Raw genomic sequence first — 15,447 nt, 5'->3', positions numbered from 1 at the left:
GCCGCATGGAAACCGTGACGGATGAGGAATTGACTATGATTGAAAACCGATTGAATCACCGCCCCAGAAAGCGACTAGGATTCAAGACACCTCACGAGGTATTCCATGCCTCGTTAAAGCGTGTTGCACTTCGTCCTTGAGTCCGCCTGATTTGAGATTCTGTAAATTCACCAAAATTTGGCATGCGTTAGTCCCACGATAATCACGGGTTATTCAAAAACTTACCTACCATGACCGCCGACACGCCCACCGCCCCCGACACCACAAACACCGACGCGCCGTTCATGCGCGTCATCAAAACCTATGTGCTGCGTGCGGGTCGTATGGGTTCTGGCCAAGTGCGGGCGTTTGATCAATTCGGGGCGCAGTTTTTAGTGCCTTATGCGCCTGAACGTTTGGATGCTTCTGCCACGTTTGGCCGTGCCGCTCCGCTGATTTTGGAAATTGGTTTTGGCATGGGTGACGCCACCGCCAAGATTGCGCACACGCGCCCTGACGACAATTTTTTGTGTTGCGAGGTTCATGCACCTGGCGTGGGTGCGTTGCTTAAGCGCTGCGGTGAAGAAAACATTGGCAACATCCGCATCGTGCAGCACGACGCGGTGGAGGTGATGGACTACATGCTGGGCGGCAACAACTTAGACGGCGTACACATCTTCTTTCCCGACCCTTGGCACAAAAGCCGTCACCACAAACGCCGCTTGATTCAAAGCGCGTTCGTCAACTGCTTAGCCCAACACATCAAGCCCGGCGGCTACCTGCACTTGGCCACCGACTGGGCGCCGTATGCCGAGCAAATGTTGCATGTGGTGTCTGCCGAGCCCTTGCTCAAAAACACCGCCACCGACCCCAGCGGTTTTGCCGAAAAGCCCGCCTACCGCCCGCTCACCAAGTTTGAAAACCGTGGCTTGAAACTCGGCCACGGCGTATGGGACTTGGTCTTCACCAAGGTCTGAGTTTGTCGCGCATTCCCACGCGCCACGGCGTCGGCCCAAGCCGCGTGACACTGCCGCTTGGCCCTTGGGCCACGGTGCTGGATTTTTTGTTAGAGCGCATGCCCGACATCTCGCGCGAGGAGTGGCTGCACCGTTTTTCGCAAGGCTTGGTGCTCAACGCATCGGCACAGCCCGTCGCGGCCACACAGGCCTACACACCGCACACCCAGCTCTGCTACTACCGCCACATCGCCAACGAGCCGGTGCTGCCCCAGAAAGCCAGCATCGTGTTTGAAGATGCGCACTTGATCGTGGCGGACAAACCCCACTTCATGCCAGTCACGCCCGCAGGCCGTTATGTGCAACAAAGTTTGCTGGTGCAACTCAAACACCTCACAGGCCTTGACGACCTCGTGCCACTGCACCGCATTGACCGCGAGACCGCAGGCTTGGTGATGTTTGGTAAGCGCTTAGCTGACCGCGACGCCTACCACGCACTGTTTCGCGACAAGGCCCTGCACAAGGTGTACGAGGCGGTGGCGGCCTACAACCCTGCGTTAGCGCTACCGCGCATCCATCAAAGCCGCCTGCAACCCGACACACTTTTTTTCAGAACACAAGAAGTGGCGGGCGCGCCCAACAGCGAGACACGCATTCGCCTGCTCAAGGTCGAAGGCGCACGTGCGCTGTACCAGCTAGAGCCCGTCAGCGGCAGGCGCCACCAGTTGCGTGTCCACATGCTGGCCCTGGGTTTGCCACTGGAAGGCGACCAGTTTTACCCCACGGTGTTACGTGGGCCAGATGCGGAGGAGGACTTCAGCCAGCCCTTGCAGCTGCTGGCCAAAGGCGTGGCCTTCACCGACCCCATCACGGGCGAGGCGCGTGAATTTCAAAGCGCGTTGCGTTTGAGCATTGCGCTGTGAAACTCAACGCGCAGAAGCATCGGGCAAGCCCAAGGCTTCAAAGGCTTGAAGCCTTGATTTCGCGTACCGTGATTTGGTACTTGAACGTGTCAGGCGCATAAGAGTCGGCGCGGCCATCTACCGTCTCCGCCACGGGGTACATCAAGAAGCCTAAGCGCTCTTCTTTGCTGCTGGGCAGCGTCACATCGTGGGCTGTGTTCCAGCCCAGCCAGTTGCCTTCCCAGCCACCGAACAGGCGGTTGTAGACGGGCTGCACCACGGCGTTGTCGGTGCGCTTGATCCACTCAGGCGTTTCTAGGCGCATCACTTTGACCACATCGGCGGGGTCCATCGCCACCCAACCGTGGGCTTGCAAATACACCTCGGCGCGGCAGTGTTGTGCGCCTTTCAAGCTAGCGGGGTTGCCCGACAACTCTTTGTAGCCAAAGGCCGAGGGCACCAACCGCAAGCCATACACATCGCGTGCGGGCACGCCCACCGAGCGGCACAGGCCGACAAACAAGGCGTTGATGTCGGCGCACTTGCCGCCCAAGTTACCGGTCTCCAACATGGTTTTGATGTCGCCCTCGCCACAGCCACGTGTCTTGGGTTCGCGCCATGCGTTGGCCACCACCCAGTCGTAAATGGCGCGGGCTTTTTGTGCATCGGTCTTCGCGCCTTGTGTGGCCTTGAGGGCCGTGGTGCGCACGATGCCGTCGGTGGGCAACAAATGCGTGGCACGGGTGTAGTAGCGCAAGGTGTCTGCGTCTACACGCGTGAAGGTGTGCGCGGTGGGCTGGGCGATGTCCACAAAACGGTTTTGCGTTTGCACGCGGCTGGTGACTTCGACAAATGGGGCCACGCCCGCCACGAACTCGCTGTAGAGCATGCGCGCACCGTCGGTGCCGTCACTCACCATCCGTGAGGTGCCGTTCGATTGAAAACTGCTTTCCAGCGAACGCTGCCAATCCGAGTTGATGCTGGGCACAGGCAACCACACACGGGAGGCCCCTTTTGCGTCGGCCAAGTCCACACGGGTGGTGACTTCAAACGTGCGCCATTGGCCCGCTTGGGGCTCGAAGCGACGCGCAGATGTTGAGGGGCTGGTTTGGGCCAAGGCAAAGCTGGGCACACCGCTGAGGGCACACGCAGCTGCAGCCCCCTTGAGAAGGGAACGACGCACGAGAGTCATGAAAGAGAGCTCCGAATAAGTGAGGAGACCTGTCGGCACATGCGAGGCGCAAACCATGTCGCGCCAATGCCCCGAAGGCAGGTCACCTCGCGCAAAGTACGCAAGGCGCGTGAATTATCGCTTGGGGGTGACGGGCTTGAGCACCGTGTGGGTCAACGAAGCGTTTTGACGTACATCGGCCAACCACGCATTGGCCTGCGCCCCGCTCCAATCCACATCGCCCACGATGCGCCAGCGCGCTTGGCCATTGGGAGCCATCAGGATGGTGGTGGGATACACCGTCACACCCCAGCGTTTGGCCAACTCGCCTTTGGCATCCGAAATCACGGGGAAGGTCATGCCCGTGCTTTGCATGTAACGCGCAGCGCGTGCGGCGGGTTCGCGCACATTGATGGTCAACACCACAGTTTGGTGGTCGCTGATGTCGTGCAGGGTTTGCAGTGTGGGCAGCTCGTCTTTGCACGGCGCACACCACGTGGCCCAAAAATTGAGCACCACCACTTTGCCAGCGAGTTCAGCCGAGCCCCAAGTTTGGCCTTGCAAATCGATGGCTTCTAGCTTGGGCGTTGGCAGGTTCGCAGGCCAGCGCGTTTGGTCGAATTGCGCCCACGCTTGGGTCACGCACACGCTGGACACGAGCAAGCTCACAACGGGCACAACAAAAAGGCCCAACACCTGTTGGGCCTTTGTTTGCAAGCTGCTTGGGCTTGCTTGCGTGCGTGTGTGCAACCGTGCGTTCATGCGTGTGAAGCAGCGTATCAAACGCGCTCGGTCACCCAAGCTAGCACGCTGGCCAAAGCTTTGGGCAAGGCAGCGGCATCGGTGCCACCGGCCATCGCCATGTCTGGCTTACCGCCGCCTTTGCCGCCCACTTGCTGGGCCACAAAGTTGGCCATCTCGCCTGCTTTGACTTTGCCCACGTTGTCCGCGGTCACGCCTGCGGCGATGTTGACTTTCTCACCATCCACAGCGGCCAGCACGATGATGGCCGACTTCATCTTGTCTTTGAGCTTGTCCATGGTGTCGCGCAAGGTTTGGGCCGCGCCAGCTCCACCACCTACCCCTTCGAGCTTGGCCACCAAGAGCTTGGTGCCTTGGATGTCCACCGCTTGCGTCAGCAACTCATCGCTTTGCGCGGAAGCCACTTTGCCTTTGAGGGCCGACACTTCTTTCTCCAGCGTTTTGACTTGCTCTAACACTTGGGCCAAACGTGCGTTCAACTCTGTCGGTGGCGCTTTGAGCGCGCCAGCCGCTTGGGCCACGGAGTTTTCGAGCGACTGCAAGTAAGCCAAAGCATTCGAGCCTGTCACCGCTTCAATGCGGCGTACGCCAGCGGCCACGCCGCCTTCGGCCACCACTTTGAACAAACCAATATCACCCGTGGCTTTGACGTGCGTGCCACCACACAACTCGCGGCTAGAGCCGATGTCGAGCACGCGCACGGTCTCGCCGTACTTCTCGCCAAACAGCATCATGGCACCCGTCTTCTGTGCGGACTCGATGTCCATCACACGCGCTTGTGCCGCAGCGTTGGCCAAAATTTCGGCGTTGACCTTAGCTTCGATCTCTCGAATCTGTGCATCCGTCACGGGGGCGTTGTGGGCAAAGTCAAAACGGGTGCGCTCGGCATTGACCAAGCTACCTTTTTGTTGCACGTGGTCGCCCAGCACTTCGCGCAGAGCTTTGTGCATCAAGTGGGTGGCCGAGTGGTTGCGCACGGTGGCGGCGCGCACTTGCTCGTCCACTTGGGCACCCACATGGTCGCCCACAGCCAAGGTGCCTTGGGTCAAGGTGCCGTGATGGCCGAACACGTCGGCCTTGATCTTCAAGGTGTCTTCCACCGCAAAGCTTGCAGAGCCACTGACCAACACACCTGCGTCGCCCACTTGGCCGCCGCTCTCAGCGTAGAACGGTGTGGCGTCCAACACCACCACACCTGTTTGGCCGTGTTTGAGTTCGGCTACTGAGTTGCCATCCACATACACCGCCATCACTTTGGAGGTGGCTTTGAGGTTGTCATAGCCCACAAAGGTATTGCCTGCGCCGATGTAGTCCAAGGCCTTGTTCATCTTGAACTTGCCTGCGGCGCGAGCTTGGCTTTTTTGTTTTTCCATGGCGGCGGCAAAGCCTGCTTCGTCCACTACAAAGCCTAGATCCCTGCAAACATCTTGCGTCAAATCGAGGGGGAAACCATAGGTGTCGTGTAGTTTGAAAGCGACTTCCCCTGAAAGAACTTTTGGAGTTAATTCAGCTGGAGGTAAAGAATTATTAGTTTGCATAAATTCGCCACCGCGAACTGCACCTTCATAAAACTTATGTGTGACAGCAGTGTTTAGTATTTGCATCCCCACTTCCAGCGTCTCAAAGAAGCGTTCTTCTTCGGCCTTCAACACCGACGCAATGCGCTCAGCCTGCGAAGCCATGTTGGGGTACGCATCGCCCATGAGCTTGACGAGGTCAGGCACGAGCTTGTGGAAAAACGGTTTTTTCTGGCCCAACAAATAACCGTGGCGAATGGCGCGGCGAATAATGCGGCGTTGCACATAACCACGGCCTTCGTTGCTGGGCACCACACCATCGCTCACCAAGAACGAGGTGGCACGGATGTGGTCGGCAATCACGCGCAAGCTCTTGTGGCCCAAGTCTTTGCAGCCGGTTTCACGCGCTGCGGCTTGGATGAGGACATCAAAGATGTCGATTTCATAGTTGCTGTGCACATGCTGCAAGATGGCGGCCAAGCGCTCCAAGCCCATGCCCGTGTCCACGCACGGTGCGGGCAAGCGGGTGACTGCGCCTGTCTCGTCCATGTTGAACTGCATGAACACGTTGTTCCAAATTTCGATGAAGCGGTCACCGTCTTCATCGGGGCTTCCGGGTGGGCCGCCAGGGATGTGGTCGCCGTGGTCGTAGAAGATTTCAGAGCAAGGGCCACAAGGGCCGGTGTCGGCCATCATCCAGAAGTTGTCGCTCTTGTAGCGGCCGCCTTTGTTGTCGCCAATGCGAATCACGCGCTCGGGGGGCAGGCCAATTTCTTTGGTCCAAATGTCGTAGGCCTCGTCGTCTTCTTGGTAGACGGTGGCCAACAAACGGTCGGCAGGCAACTTGTAGACCTCGGTCAACAACTCCCACGCCCACTTGAGCGATTCACGCTTGAAGTAATCGCCAAACGACCAGTTGCCCAGCATTTCAAAGAAGGTGTGGTGACGCGCGGTGTAGCCCACGTTTTCCAAGTCGTTGTGTTTGCCACCGGCGCGCAAACACGCTTGCACCGACGCCGCGCGCACATAAGAGCGCTTGTCTTCCCCCAAGAACACGTCCTTGAACTGGACCATGCCCGAGTTGGTGAACATCAAGGTGGGGTCGTTGCCTGGCACCAGCGGGCTAGAGGCCACGACGGTGTGGCCTTTGGATTCAAAAAAGTCCAGAAAAATTTTGCGAATATCAGCGACGGTGAATTGGGGTTTAGTCATCCTCGAATTATAAGTTTCGGTGTCACCCTAAAGTCATCGCGGACTCGGGGTCAGCGGTATGCTCTGTGCCATCTAATTTGGAGACCCTCATGGACATGAAGACAGCGCCCCTTTCTTTGCTCAACGACCCCACTTTGCTCAAGACCGATGCCTTGATCAACGGCCAATGGGGCAAAGGCGCCAGCCGCTTCGATGTACATGACCCCGCCACCGGTCAAAAGCTGGTCGATGTGGCCAATCTCACTGCCAAAGACGCCGAGGCCGCCATTGACGCAGCCAACGCCGCTTGGCCCGCGTGGCGCAGCAAAACGGGCAAAGAACGCAGCACCCTCTTGCGCAAGTGGTTTGACCTGCTCATGGCCAACCAAGAAGACCTCGGCCGCCTCATGACGGCCGAGCAAGGCAAACCTTTTGCCGAAGCCAAAGGCGAAGTGGCCTATGGCGCGAGCTTTGTGGAGTGGTTTGCCGAAGAAGCCAAGCGCGTCAATGGCGAAACCCTGCCCCAGTTCGACAACAACCGACGCTTGATGGTGCTCAAGCAGCCCATCGGTGTGTGCGCCGCCATCACGCCGTGGAACTTCCCATTGGCCATGATCACCCGCAAGGTGGCACCGGCATTGGCAGCAGGTTGCCCTGTGGTCATCAAACCCGCCGAGCTCACGCCCCTCACCGCCTTGGCGGCGGCTGAGTTGGCCATGCGCGCTGGCATCCCTGCGGGTGTACTCAACATCCTCACGGCCGACAGCGACAACAGCATTGCCATTGGCAAGGTGTTTTGCAGCAGCGACATCGTGCGCCACATCAGCTTTACGGGCTCCACCGAAGTGGGTCGCATCTTGATGGCGCAATCAGCCCCCAGCATCAAGAAGTTGGCCTTAGAGCTGGGCGGCAACGCCCCCTTCATCGTGTTTGACGATGCCGACATTGACAGCGCCGTGGAAGGCGCCATGGCCAGCAAATACCGCAACGCCGGTCAAACCTGCGTGTGCGCCAACCGCATCTATGTGCAAGACGCGGTGTACGACGAGTTTGTGCAAAAGTTCACCGCCAAAGTCAAAACCCTCAAGGTGGGCAACGGCTTTGACGAAGGCGTGGTGCAAGGCCCGCTGATTGAAGACGCCGCCGTGCAAAAGGTCGAACGCCATGTGCAAGACGCCATTGCCAAAGGCGGCAAGGTCATGGTGGGCGGCCACAAGATGGAAGGCCAGTTCTTTGAGCCCACCGTCATTGCCGACGCCCGCGCCGACATGCTGTGTGCGCGTGAAGAAACCTTTGGCCCCTTTGCGCCCGTGTTTCGCTTCCACAAAGACCAGGAGGCGATTGATGCGGCCAATAACACCGAGTTTGGCTTGGCCAGCTACTTCTACAGCCGCGACATAGGTCGTATCTACCGCGTGAGCGAAGCGCTGGAATACGGTATGGTGGGCATCAACGTCGGCATCATCGCCAGCGAGCATGTGCCGTTTGGTGGTGTCAAGCAATCGGGCTTGGGTCGCGAAGGCTCTAGCCACGGCATGGATGAGTACTTAGAAATGAAATATCTTTGCTTAGGAGACATTCTGAAATAGAGGTAAGGCCTTTAAATCTTTGTCGTAGCACAGCATGGGCCACGCCAAGTCTAGATACAATGCCATCACTTTCGCGGGTGTCGTTCAATGGTAGGACTCTTGCTTCCCAAGCAAATAACGTGGGTTCGATTCCCATCACCCGCTCCAAACAAAAAAGCCGCTCAACAGAGCGACTTTTTTGTTGGCGAGGCTTTGAGTTAAATCAAGCTCACGCCAGTTTTTCTTTGCAAGAACTCGCGGGTCACGCCAGGGGCCAGCTCAATGACTTTCAAGCCTTCTGGCACCACGTCCATCACGGCAAGGTCGGTGATGATGCGGTCCACCACGCCCACGCCCGTCAAGGGCAAGGTGCAGTCTTTCAAGATTTTCAAATCTTCGGTGCCGTCTTTTTTCTTGGCCACATGCTCCATCAAGATGATCACGCGCTTGACGCCGGCCACCAAGTCCATCGCGCCGCCCATGCCTTTGATCATCTTGCCGGGAATCATCCAGTTGGCCAAATCGCCCTTCTCGCTCACTTGCATGGCGCCCAGAATGGAGAGGTTGATCTTGCCGCCACGGATCATGGCAAACGATTGATCGCTACCAAAAATGGCCGAGCCTTTGATGGTGGTCACGGTTTGTTTGCCTGCGTTGATGAGGTCGGCATCGACTTCATCTTCATAGGGGAACGGCCCAATGCCCAGCATGCCGTTCTCGCTTTGCAGCCAGACTTCCACGTGGTCGGGCACGTGGTTGGCCACCAAGGTGGGGATGCCAATGCCGAGGTTCACATAAAAACCGTCTTGCAGTTCGCTTGCCGCGCGTGCGGCCATTTCGTCTTGAGTCCAAGCCATGTTGAGCCTTTCAGTTGGGGACAGCGCTAAAGGTCTGTCCCGCAAGTTAATTAGTTTTTACGGTCGCGGGTGGTGCGCTTTTCAATGCGCTTCTCGGGCGTGGGGTTGTGCACGATGCGGTGCACGTAAATGCCGGGCAAGTGAATGTCGTCAGGGGCCAATTCGCCCGTGGCCACAATGCGCTCCACCTCCACCACGCAAATCTTGCCAGCCGTAGCAGCCGCAGGGTTGAAGTTGCGTGCGGTCATGTTGAAGCGCAGGTTGCCTGAGCGGTCGGCCACATCGGCTTTGATGAGCGAAATTTCGGGCACCAGTGAACGCTCCATCACATAGGTCTCGCCGTCAAACTCGCGCAGTTCTTTGCCCTCGGCCACCAAGGTGCCCACACCGGTTTTGGTGAAGAAAGCCGGAATGCCCGCACCACCTGCACGCAGCTTTTCAGCCAAAGTGCCTTGGGGCGTGAACTCCAACTCCAACTCGCCTGAGAGGTATTGGCGCTCGAACTCTTTGTTCTCGCCCACATAGCTGGAAATCATTTTTTTGATTTGGCAGGTTTCAAGCAACTTGCCCAAACCAAAACCATCCACGCCCGCGTTGTTAGAAATGACGGTCAAGTCCTTCACCCCCGTGTCGCGCAAGGCGTCAATCAAGGCTTCAGGAATACCGCACAAACCAAAACCACCCACAGCCATCAGCTGGCCGTCGGCCACGATGTCTTTGAGTGCTTCAGCAGCAGAAGGGAAAACTTTGTTCAAGGGATGCTCCAGTCAAAGTACAACAGAATGACATTACGATACTACGTAACCAACTACGTAGTTCTTCGTAAGCACAGACCCCCTCACGTTTTCTCATGATTGACTACCGCCAAGCCTTTGATCTTGCGCCTGTGGGCCTCGTGCTGTCACGCAACCGCACCATGGTGGGCTGCAATCAACACGTGTGTGACATGTTTGGTGCGACGTGCGCGCAGTTGATTGGCCAATCGTTTCAGGTGCTCTACCCCAGCGCGGACGAGTACGAGCGCACGGGCGCACGCATTGAACTCAGCCTCAATGCCAAGGGCTTGTATGCCGATGACCGCGTGATGAAGCGCATCGATGGTCGCCTCAAAGGCGAGCCGTTTTGGTGCCACGTCACAGGCCGCGCACTCAACCGAGCAGCCCCCCATGAGGCTGGCATTTGGAGCTTTGAAGACCTCAGCGCCACCCGCCCTGTGCGTGCCGAGCTCACGGCACGAGAACGCGAAGTGGCTGCGTTTTTGATGGAAGGCATGACGTCCAAAGAAATTGGCAAAGCGCTAGGCATCAGCCACCGCACGGTGGAAATCTATCGGGCCAAGCTGATGCGCAAATACAAAGCATCCACTACCGCCGACTTGGTGCACAAACTGGTGGTGGGTTGAGCTGTTTATTTCGGTGCATCCACCACTTCAGCCGCAGCCCTGAATCCTTCCACTGCAGCAGGTACACCGCAATAAACGGCCGCGTGCAACAGCACCTCTTGAATTTCTTCTTGAGTCGCGCCGTTGTTCAGTGCGCCACGCACGTGGCCTTTGAGCTCGTGAGATTTACCCAAAGCAGTGAGCATGGCCACGGTGATGAGGCTGCGGGTTTTCAAGTCCAAGCCTTCACGCTGCCACGTGTCGCCCCACGCGGCGCGGGTGATGTGGTGCTGCATGGGCAAGGTGAAATCGGTGGTGCCTGCAAATGCTTTGTCGACAAAGGGCTGGCCCATCACTTGGGTGCGTTTGGCTAACCCATTTTGAAACGCGGCATCGGTGGGGTGGGCATGTGGGTTTGTCATGTAGGTTCCTCAAGTGCAATCAAGTCTGAAATGAGCCCTAGGATAATCGCTCGAGCCCACCACACACACGGAGAACCCGCATGAACCGCTACCCTCACCCCGAACTCAAAGACTTGCCCGAAGACATTCGCGCCAAGATTTTGGAAGTGCAAGACAAAGCAGGCTTTGTGCCCCATGTGTTTTTGGCTTTGGCGCGTCGTCCCGCCGAGTGGCGTGCCTTTTTTGCTTACCACGATGCCTTGATGGTGCCCGAGTCGGTGGGCCGCGACAGCACCCTCACCAAGGGTGACCGCGAGATGATCGTCACCACCACCAGCGCCGCCAACCAGTGCTTGTACTGCGTGGTGGCGCACGGTGCCCTGTTGCGCATCTACGAGAAAAAACCTTTGGTGGCCGACCAAGTGGCGGTGAACTACCGCAAGGCCGACATCACACCACGCCAACGCGCCATGCTCGACTTTGCGATGAAGGTGTGCCAGCACAGTGATTTGGTGGAGGATGCCGACTTCATTGCCTTGCACGCCCACGGCTTCAACGACGAAGACATTTGGGACATCGCCGCCATCACCGCCTTCTTTGGATTAAGCAACCGCATGGCGAGCTTCAGCAACATGTCGCCTAACCCCGAGTTTTATACGCTGGGCCGCTTGCCCAAACAAAAATAAATGCGATGCCGTAGCGGATGTGGCGCGTGTTGCATTGCGCCCTCCATCACCAGCGCCCTACCCGGCATGCCGCACGGCAAACCGGCTGGTGTGCCGTGTGTGCAATTGCTGCCCGACATGCGTTGCGCGGTGTTTGGCAAGCCTGAGCGGCCTGCTTTTTGTGGCGGGCTGCAACCTTCCGCAGAGATGTGCGGCAGCACCCGCGAAGCAGCCTTGCTTTGGCTGACTCAGCTCGATGCCAGCACCACGCCTTAAGGCGTGACCATCTCACGCACCCAATCGGGCAAGTCGATGGCTTTTTGTTGGGGGAAGTTCACCCAAATGGTGGTGGCGCCGCCTGCGGCGTAAATCACACTGGGGTTGGCCGCTTGCTCCATCGTGGCCCAGGTTTCAAACGTGGTGCGTGCGGGGTCGCTGGCATACATCTTCACCAGCACATCGCCCGGATATTCCAACTGTTTGTAGAAGTTGCAAAACGCATTCACGATCACAGGGCCATGGCTCACTGGCTTGGGCTCGGCATTGAATTGGCGCAGCCAGTCGACACGCGCAATCTCTAAATACCGAAAGTAAAGGGTGTTGTTGACATGGCCCATGGCATCCATGTCGCCCCAGCGCACGGGGATGGTGGTCTCGTAGACCAATTTTTTGCGCTCTGGAATTTCGTATCTCATACGGCAAACCCGTCGTCAGCGGAAACGATGGCCCCGTTGATGAACGAACTCTCGGCACTGGCCAACAGCACCAACAAAGCATCCAAATCATGCGGGTGGCCTATGCGCTTGCGCGGCAGCATGCTCACCAGCTTTTGGCCTTGCTCGGTTTGCCAGTGGTGGTGGTTGATTTCGGTGTCGATGTAGCCGGGGCAAATCGCGTTGACGTTGATGCCAAAGCGTCCCCACTCCATCGCCAACACCTTGGTCATTTGAATGACGGCGGCTTTGCTCATGCAATACGGTCCAATTTGCGGCAATACGCGCAAGCCTGCAACAGACGCAATGTTAATGATTCGCCCTCCCGTGTAGGAGCCGGGCGTGGCACCCTTGGCGCGCGCCAGCATGCGCTTGCCGACCTCTTGTGCCACAAAGAACGACCCCTTCACATTGGTGTTGAAGGTGAAGTCAAAGTCTTCTTCGGTCACGTCTTGCACGCGCTGCGTGGTGCTCACGCCTGAGTTGTTGACCAAGATATCGATGCTACCTACCTCGGTCTCGGCATGGGCCACCGCAGACTTGATGCTTCTTAAGGTGGTGACATCCAAGCTCACCACATGGGCATCGCCCCCTTCGGCTTGAATTTCTGCACGCAGCTCCTTGAGCTTGTCCATGCGGCGACTGGCCAACACCACGGCAGCGCCTGCACGTGACAAGGTTCGCGCAAACTGTGCGCCCAAACCGCTCGACGCGCCCGTGACCAAGGCCACGCGGCCCGATAAATTCATGCTGTACGCCATGCCAAGCTCCTGATTGCTGAGTTATTTCATTATGACAAGCGCATCTATGTCTGCCCCTAAAATCTGTCCCATCTCTGACAACAGACCGAGACAAGATACATGACACAAGAAGAGATCCTCGCCCAATTCGGCCCACGCGAAGCCATGGAATACGACGTGGTGGTCATCGGTGGCGGCCCCGGTGGTTTGGCCACGGCCATTCGCATCAAGCAACTCGCGGCCGAAAAGGGCAACGACGTTTCCGTCGTAGTGCTGGAAAAAGGCTCAGAGCCCGGCGCACACATTTTGTCGGGCGCGGTGATGGACCCCAAGGCCCTGACCGAGCTCATCCCCAACTGGAAAGAACTCGGCTGCCCCATCAACCAAGAAGTCACGGGCGACGATGTGCTGTTCCTCAGCGAAACAGGCTCCAAACGCACACCCGATTGGTTGCTGCCCCGCAACTTCCACAACGATGGCTGCTATGTGGTGTCCCTCTGCAATGTGGTGAAGTGGATGGCCGCACATGCCGAATCCATTGGCGTGGAAATCTTCCCTGGCTTCACTGCGGCTGAAGTTTTGTACAACGACGACGGCGCCGAGCATGAAGGTTTACCTTCGGTCAAAGGCGTGGCCACCGGCAACCTCGGCATTGGAAAAGATGGCGAGCCCACCGACAACTTCCAGATCGGCATGGAGCTGCACGCCAAGTACACCATCTTCGCGGAAGGCGCACGTGGCCACTTGGGCAAACAAGTGATTACCAAGTACAACTTGGCTGAAGGCCGCGACCCACAAAGCTTTGCCATCGGAATCAAAGAGTTATGGGAAGTCGACCCCGCCAAAGCCAAGCCCGGTTTGGTGGTTCACACCTCTGGCTGGCCCATGCAAGGCGACGCACACAATGACGCTTTTGGCGGCGGCTTTTTGTACCACCTCGAAGACAACAAAGTCACCCTCGGCTTTGTGCTCGGCCTCGACTACAAAAACCCGTGGCTCAGTCCGTTTGAAGAAATGCAGCGTTGGAAAACGCACCCCGCCATCGCCGCCCACCTCGAAGGCGCCAAGCGCATTGGCTACGGTGCCCGCGCCATCAACAACGGTGCGCCACAGGCCTTGCCCAAAACCGTGTTCCCCGGTGGCGCTCTGATTGGTTGCGATGCGGGTTACTTGAATGCTGCTCGCATCAAAGGCAGCCATGCCGCCATCAAGAGCGGCATGTTGGCTGCTGACGCCGCCTATGAAGCCGTGTCTGCGGGACGCGCCAACGACGAGCTGAGCGCCTACCCTGCTGCGTTTGAAAAGAGCTGGCTGAGCAAAGAACTGAACCAAACCCGCAACTTCAAACTGTGGTTCAAAAAAGGCATGTGGGTTGGCACCGTGATGACAGGCATCGAGCAATGGCTGTTGCCCAAGCTTGGCATCGACACCCCACCATGGACACTGCACGGCCACAAGCCCGACCATGTGAGCTTGGAGCCTGCCGCGCAGCACGCCCAAATCAACTACCCCAAGCCCGACGGCAAGCTCACGTTTGACCGCTTGAGCAGCGTGTTCATCAGCAACACCAACCACGAAGAAAACCAACCCGCGCACTTGACGCTCAAAGACGCGTCGGTGCCCGTCAACATCAACCTCGCCACCTACGCAGGCCCCGAGAGCCGCTATTGTCCAGCCGGTGTGTATGAGTACGTGAAGAACCAAGACAACACCGACCGCTTGCAAATCAACGCGCAAAACTGCGTGCACTGCAAGACCTGCGACATCAAAGACCCGACTCAAAACATCGTCTGGGTCACGCCTGAAGGCGGTGGCGGCCCCAACTACAGCGGCATGTAAAGACTATGAACAAATATCACGCAGAACACACTTGGGTGCGCATCGAAGGCGACACCGCTTTGGTGGGCATCACCCAACACGCACAAGACACGCTGGGCGACATCGTGTTTGTTGACTTCGTCCCTGTGGGCACCGTGGCCGCACAAGGCACCGTGGCTGGTGTGGTCGAGTCCGTCAAAGCCGCTGCCGACGTGCACATGCCCGCGAGTGTAGAAATCCTCGAACAAAACGAAGCCCTGCGCGCTGACCCCTCGCTGGCCAACATCGACCCTGAGGGGGCGGGTTGGTTTTACAAGGTCAGGCTCAGCAACGCGGCGGAGCTGGAGGGGTTGATGGACGCTTCGGCTTATCAGGCGATCACGGGTTAAATTGGCTGCAAGCCACCCATGAAGAGGGCTGCTCGTAGGAGCAGCCCTCTTTGTTTCAAGCGACATGTCGTCGAATCAAAGCGGCCAACGTTGCCAATCCACGTTCAGCTTGTGCGTCGCTGGCATGGCTGAAATTCAAGCGCAACTGACCTGTGCCCGATGTGTCGGTGGGCATGAATGGCTCACCAGGCATGAAGGCAACCCCAGCCTCAATCGCCTCGGCCAACAATGAACGCGTGTCTATGCACTGATTCAAGGTAAGCCAAAAGAACAAACCACCCGCAGGTTTTTGCCAAGTGACCTTACCCCTGAAAAACGTACTCCTTAGCTGATAGGTAAAAATCAGTTTTAGGAGAGAGAAATGAGCGATTCGATACGACGGGCGCGGTACGCACTGGAATTCAAGCTGGAGGCCGTCAGGCTGGTCAAGGGTGGGC

At 57.8% G+C, this 15,447-nt stretch carries 17 protein-coding genes, 1 tRNA gene and 1 pseudogene; 10 read left to right on the top strand and 9 right to left on the bottom strand.

Annotated features, from left to right (window positions below; all coding sequences use genetic code 11):
- From RMS03_RS02660 to RMS03_RS02650, 3 genes and pseudogenes are all read left to right on the top strand, one after another.
- Positions 1-140 (top strand): annotated as a pseudogene (locus tag RMS03_RS02660) (IS30 family transposase); the annotation flags it as partial.
- A gap of 90 nt (positions 141-230) precedes the next feature.
- On the top strand, positions 231-956 hold the full coding sequence (gene trmB / locus RMS03_RS02655) for a tRNA (guanosine(46)-N7)-methyltransferase TrmB (protein WP_310625566.1): 726 nt from the start codon (positions 231-233) through the stop codon (positions 954-956).
- A 2-nt stretch (positions 957-958) separates the two neighbouring features.
- Positions 959-1,858: a pseudouridine synthase gene (locus RMS03_RS02650; RefSeq protein WP_310625565.1), complete on the top strand. Its 900-nt coding sequence runs from the start codon at positions 959-961 to the stop codon at positions 1,856-1,858.
- Positions 1,859-1,895: 37 nt separating this feature from the next.
- On the opposite strand, the gene RMS03_RS02645 is transcribed toward RMS03_RS02650, so the two are convergent.
- The 3 genes from RMS03_RS02645 to alaS all read right to left on the bottom strand — a co-directional run bounded on the left by RMS03_RS02645 (position 1,896) and on the right by alaS (position 6,499).
- On the bottom strand, positions 1,896-3,029 hold the full coding sequence (locus tag RMS03_RS02645; RefSeq protein ID WP_310625564.1) for a transglutaminase domain-containing protein: 1,134 nt from the start codon (positions 3,027-3,029) through the stop codon (positions 1,896-1,898).
- 114 nt (positions 3,030-3,143) lie between these two features.
- Positions 3,144-3,770 (bottom strand): TlpA disulfide reductase family protein, encoded by a 627-nt coding sequence (locus RMS03_RS02640; protein ID WP_310625563.1) that lies wholly within the window; start codon positions 3,768-3,770, stop codon positions 3,144-3,146.
- Positions 3,771-3,787: 17 nt separating this feature from the next.
- Positions 3,788-6,499 (bottom strand): alanine--tRNA ligase, encoded by a 2,712-nt coding sequence (gene alaS / locus RMS03_RS02635; RefSeq protein ID WP_310625562.1) that lies wholly within the window; start codon positions 6,497-6,499, stop codon positions 3,788-3,790.
- Between the two features lie 89 nt (positions 6,500-6,588).
- Here alaS and RMS03_RS02630 point away from each other — a divergent pair, with 89 nt between their 5' ends.
- Together RMS03_RS02630 and RMS03_RS02625 are read left to right on the top strand one after the other, a co-directional pair.
- Positions 6,589-8,067 (top strand): NAD-dependent succinate-semialdehyde dehydrogenase, encoded by a 1,479-nt coding sequence (locus RMS03_RS02630; RefSeq protein WP_310625561.1) that lies wholly within the window; start codon positions 6,589-6,591, stop codon positions 8,065-8,067.
- Positions 8,068-8,140: 73 nt separating this feature from the next.
- Positions 8,141-8,214: transfer RNA gene (locus RMS03_RS02625), tRNA-Gly, on the top strand.
- Positions 8,215-8,264: 50 nt separating this feature from the next.
- Here RMS03_RS02625 and RMS03_RS02620 read toward each other — a convergent pair.
- Both RMS03_RS02620 and RMS03_RS02615 read right to left on the bottom strand, forming a co-directional pair.
- Complete coding sequence (locus RMS03_RS02620; protein ID WP_310625560.1) at positions 8,265-8,903, bottom strand: 3-oxoacid CoA-transferase subunit B; 639 nt, start codon at positions 8,901-8,903, stop codon at positions 8,265-8,267.
- Between the two features lie 50 nt (positions 8,904-8,953).
- A complete protein-coding gene (locus RMS03_RS02615) occupies positions 8,954-9,658 on the bottom strand; it encodes a CoA transferase subunit A (RefSeq protein ID WP_310625559.1) in 705 nt (234 codons plus the stop codon).
- A gap of 95 nt (positions 9,659-9,753) precedes the next feature.
- Here RMS03_RS02615 and RMS03_RS02610 point away from each other — a divergent pair, with 95 nt between their 5' ends.
- Complete coding sequence (locus RMS03_RS02610) at positions 9,754-10,305, top strand: PAS and helix-turn-helix domain-containing protein (protein ID WP_310625558.1); 552 nt, start codon at positions 9,754-9,756, stop codon at positions 10,303-10,305.
- Between the two features lie 5 nt (positions 10,306-10,310).
- Here the strand turns inward: RMS03_RS02610 and RMS03_RS02605 are convergent, their stop codons facing one another.
- Positions 10,311-10,706: a carboxymuconolactone decarboxylase family protein gene (locus tag RMS03_RS02605; RefSeq protein ID WP_310625557.1), complete on the bottom strand. Its 396-nt coding sequence runs from the start codon at positions 10,704-10,706 to the stop codon at positions 10,311-10,313.
- An 80-nt stretch (positions 10,707-10,786) separates the two neighbouring features.
- Here RMS03_RS02605 and RMS03_RS02600 point away from each other — a divergent pair, with 80 nt between their 5' ends.
- Both RMS03_RS02600 and RMS03_RS02595 read left to right on the top strand, forming a co-directional pair.
- Positions 10,787-11,371, top strand: coding sequence for a peroxidase-related enzyme (locus tag RMS03_RS02600; RefSeq protein ID WP_310625556.1), 585 nt, complete (start codon positions 10,787-10,789; stop codon positions 11,369-11,371).
- A complete protein-coding gene (locus RMS03_RS02595) occupies positions 11,372-11,626 on the top strand; it encodes a YkgJ family cysteine cluster protein (protein WP_310625555.1) in 255 nt (84 codons plus the stop codon).
- Here RMS03_RS02595 and RMS03_RS02590 read toward each other — a convergent pair.
- Complete coding sequence (locus RMS03_RS02590) at positions 11,623-12,045, bottom strand: thioesterase family protein (protein ID WP_310625554.1); 423 nt, start codon at positions 12,043-12,045, stop codon at positions 11,623-11,625. The two genes, RMS03_RS02595 and RMS03_RS02590, sit on opposite strands and share 4 nt — an antisense overlap.
- Positions 12,042-12,824 carry an SDR family oxidoreductase gene (locus tag RMS03_RS02585; protein WP_310625553.1) on the bottom strand — a complete coding sequence of 261 codons (783 nt, stop codon included), beginning with the start codon at positions 12,822-12,824 and terminating at the stop codon, positions 12,042-12,044. The genes RMS03_RS02590 and RMS03_RS02585 overlap by 4 nt, the downstream gene beginning before the upstream one ends.
- Positions 12,825-12,923: 99 nt before the next feature.
- On the opposite strand from RMS03_RS02585, the gene RMS03_RS02580 reads away from it, so the two are divergent.
- Positions 12,924-14,642 (top strand): electron transfer flavoprotein-ubiquinone oxidoreductase, encoded by a 1,719-nt coding sequence (locus RMS03_RS02580; RefSeq protein WP_310625552.1) that lies wholly within the window; start codon positions 12,924-12,926, stop codon positions 14,640-14,642.
- Positions 14,643-14,647: 5 nt separating this feature from the next.
- On the top strand, positions 14,648-15,010 hold the full coding sequence (gene gcvH, locus RMS03_RS02575) for a glycine cleavage system protein GcvH (protein WP_310625551.1): 363 nt from the start codon (positions 14,648-14,650) through the stop codon (positions 15,008-15,010).
- Between the two features lie 55 nt (positions 15,011-15,065).
- Here gcvH and RMS03_RS02570 read toward each other — a convergent pair whose 3' ends face one another.
- A complete protein-coding gene (locus RMS03_RS02570; protein WP_310625550.1) occupies positions 15,066-15,266 on the bottom strand; it encodes a hypothetical protein in 201 nt (66 codons plus the stop codon).
- Positions 15,267-15,447: the final 181 nt, after the last annotated feature.

The sequence above is a fragment of the Limnohabitans sp. genome (assembly GCF_031538885.1).
Lineage (GTDB): Bacteria > Pseudomonadota > Gammaproteobacteria > Burkholderiales > Burkholderiaceae_C > Limnohabitans.
This window is presented reverse-complemented; position numbering and strand designations above follow the sequence as displayed.

What these genes read in the sequence shown, in the direction of transcription:
- trmB (WP_310625566.1), top strand. Translation starts at nt 231, where the DNA reads ATGACCGCCGACACGCCCACCGCCCCCGACACCACAAACACCGACGCG.
- RMS03_RS02645 (WP_310625564.1), bottom strand. Translation starts at nt 3,029, where the DNA reads ATGACTCTCGTGCGTCGTTCCCTTCTCAAGGGGGCTGCAGCTGCGTGT.
- RMS03_RS02640 (WP_310625563.1), bottom strand. Translation starts at nt 3,770, where the DNA reads ATGAACGCACGGTTGCACACACGCACGCAAGCAAGCCCAAGCAGCTTG.
- alaS (WP_310625562.1), bottom strand. Translation starts at nt 6,499, where the DNA reads ATGACTAAACCCCAATTCACCGTCGCTGATATTCGCAAAATTTTTCTG.
- RMS03_RS02630 (WP_310625561.1), top strand. Translation starts at nt 6,589, where the DNA reads ATGGACATGAAGACAGCGCCCCTTTCTTTGCTCAACGACCCCACTTTG.
- RMS03_RS02620 (WP_310625560.1), bottom strand. Translation starts at nt 8,903, where the DNA reads ATGGCTTGGACTCAAGACGAAATGGCCGCACGCGCGGCAAGCGAACTG.
- RMS03_RS02610 (WP_310625558.1), top strand. Translation starts at nt 9,754, where the DNA reads ATGATTGACTACCGCCAAGCCTTTGATCTTGCGCCTGTGGGCCTCGTG.
- RMS03_RS02605 (WP_310625557.1), bottom strand. Translation starts at nt 10,706, where the DNA reads ATGACAAACCCACATGCCCACCCCACCGATGCCGCGTTTCAAAATGGG.
- RMS03_RS02600 (WP_310625556.1), top strand. Translation starts at nt 10,787, where the DNA reads ATGAACCGCTACCCTCACCCCGAACTCAAAGACTTGCCCGAAGACATT.
- RMS03_RS02595 (WP_310625555.1), top strand. Translation starts at nt 11,372, where the DNA reads ATGCGATGCCGTAGCGGATGTGGCGCGTGTTGCATTGCGCCCTCCATC.
- RMS03_RS02590 (WP_310625554.1), bottom strand. Translation starts at nt 12,045, where the DNA reads ATGAGATACGAAATTCCAGAGCGCAAAAAATTGGTCTACGAGACCACC.
- RMS03_RS02585 (WP_310625553.1), bottom strand. Translation starts at nt 12,824, where the DNA reads ATGGCGTACAGCATGAATTTATCGGGCCGCGTGGCCTTGGTCACGGGC.
- RMS03_RS02580 (WP_310625552.1), top strand. Translation starts at nt 12,924, where the DNA reads ATGACACAAGAAGAGATCCTCGCCCAATTCGGCCCACGCGAAGCCATG.
- gcvH (WP_310625551.1), top strand. Translation starts at nt 14,648, where the DNA reads ATGAACAAATATCACGCAGAACACACTTGGGTGCGCATCGAAGGCGAC.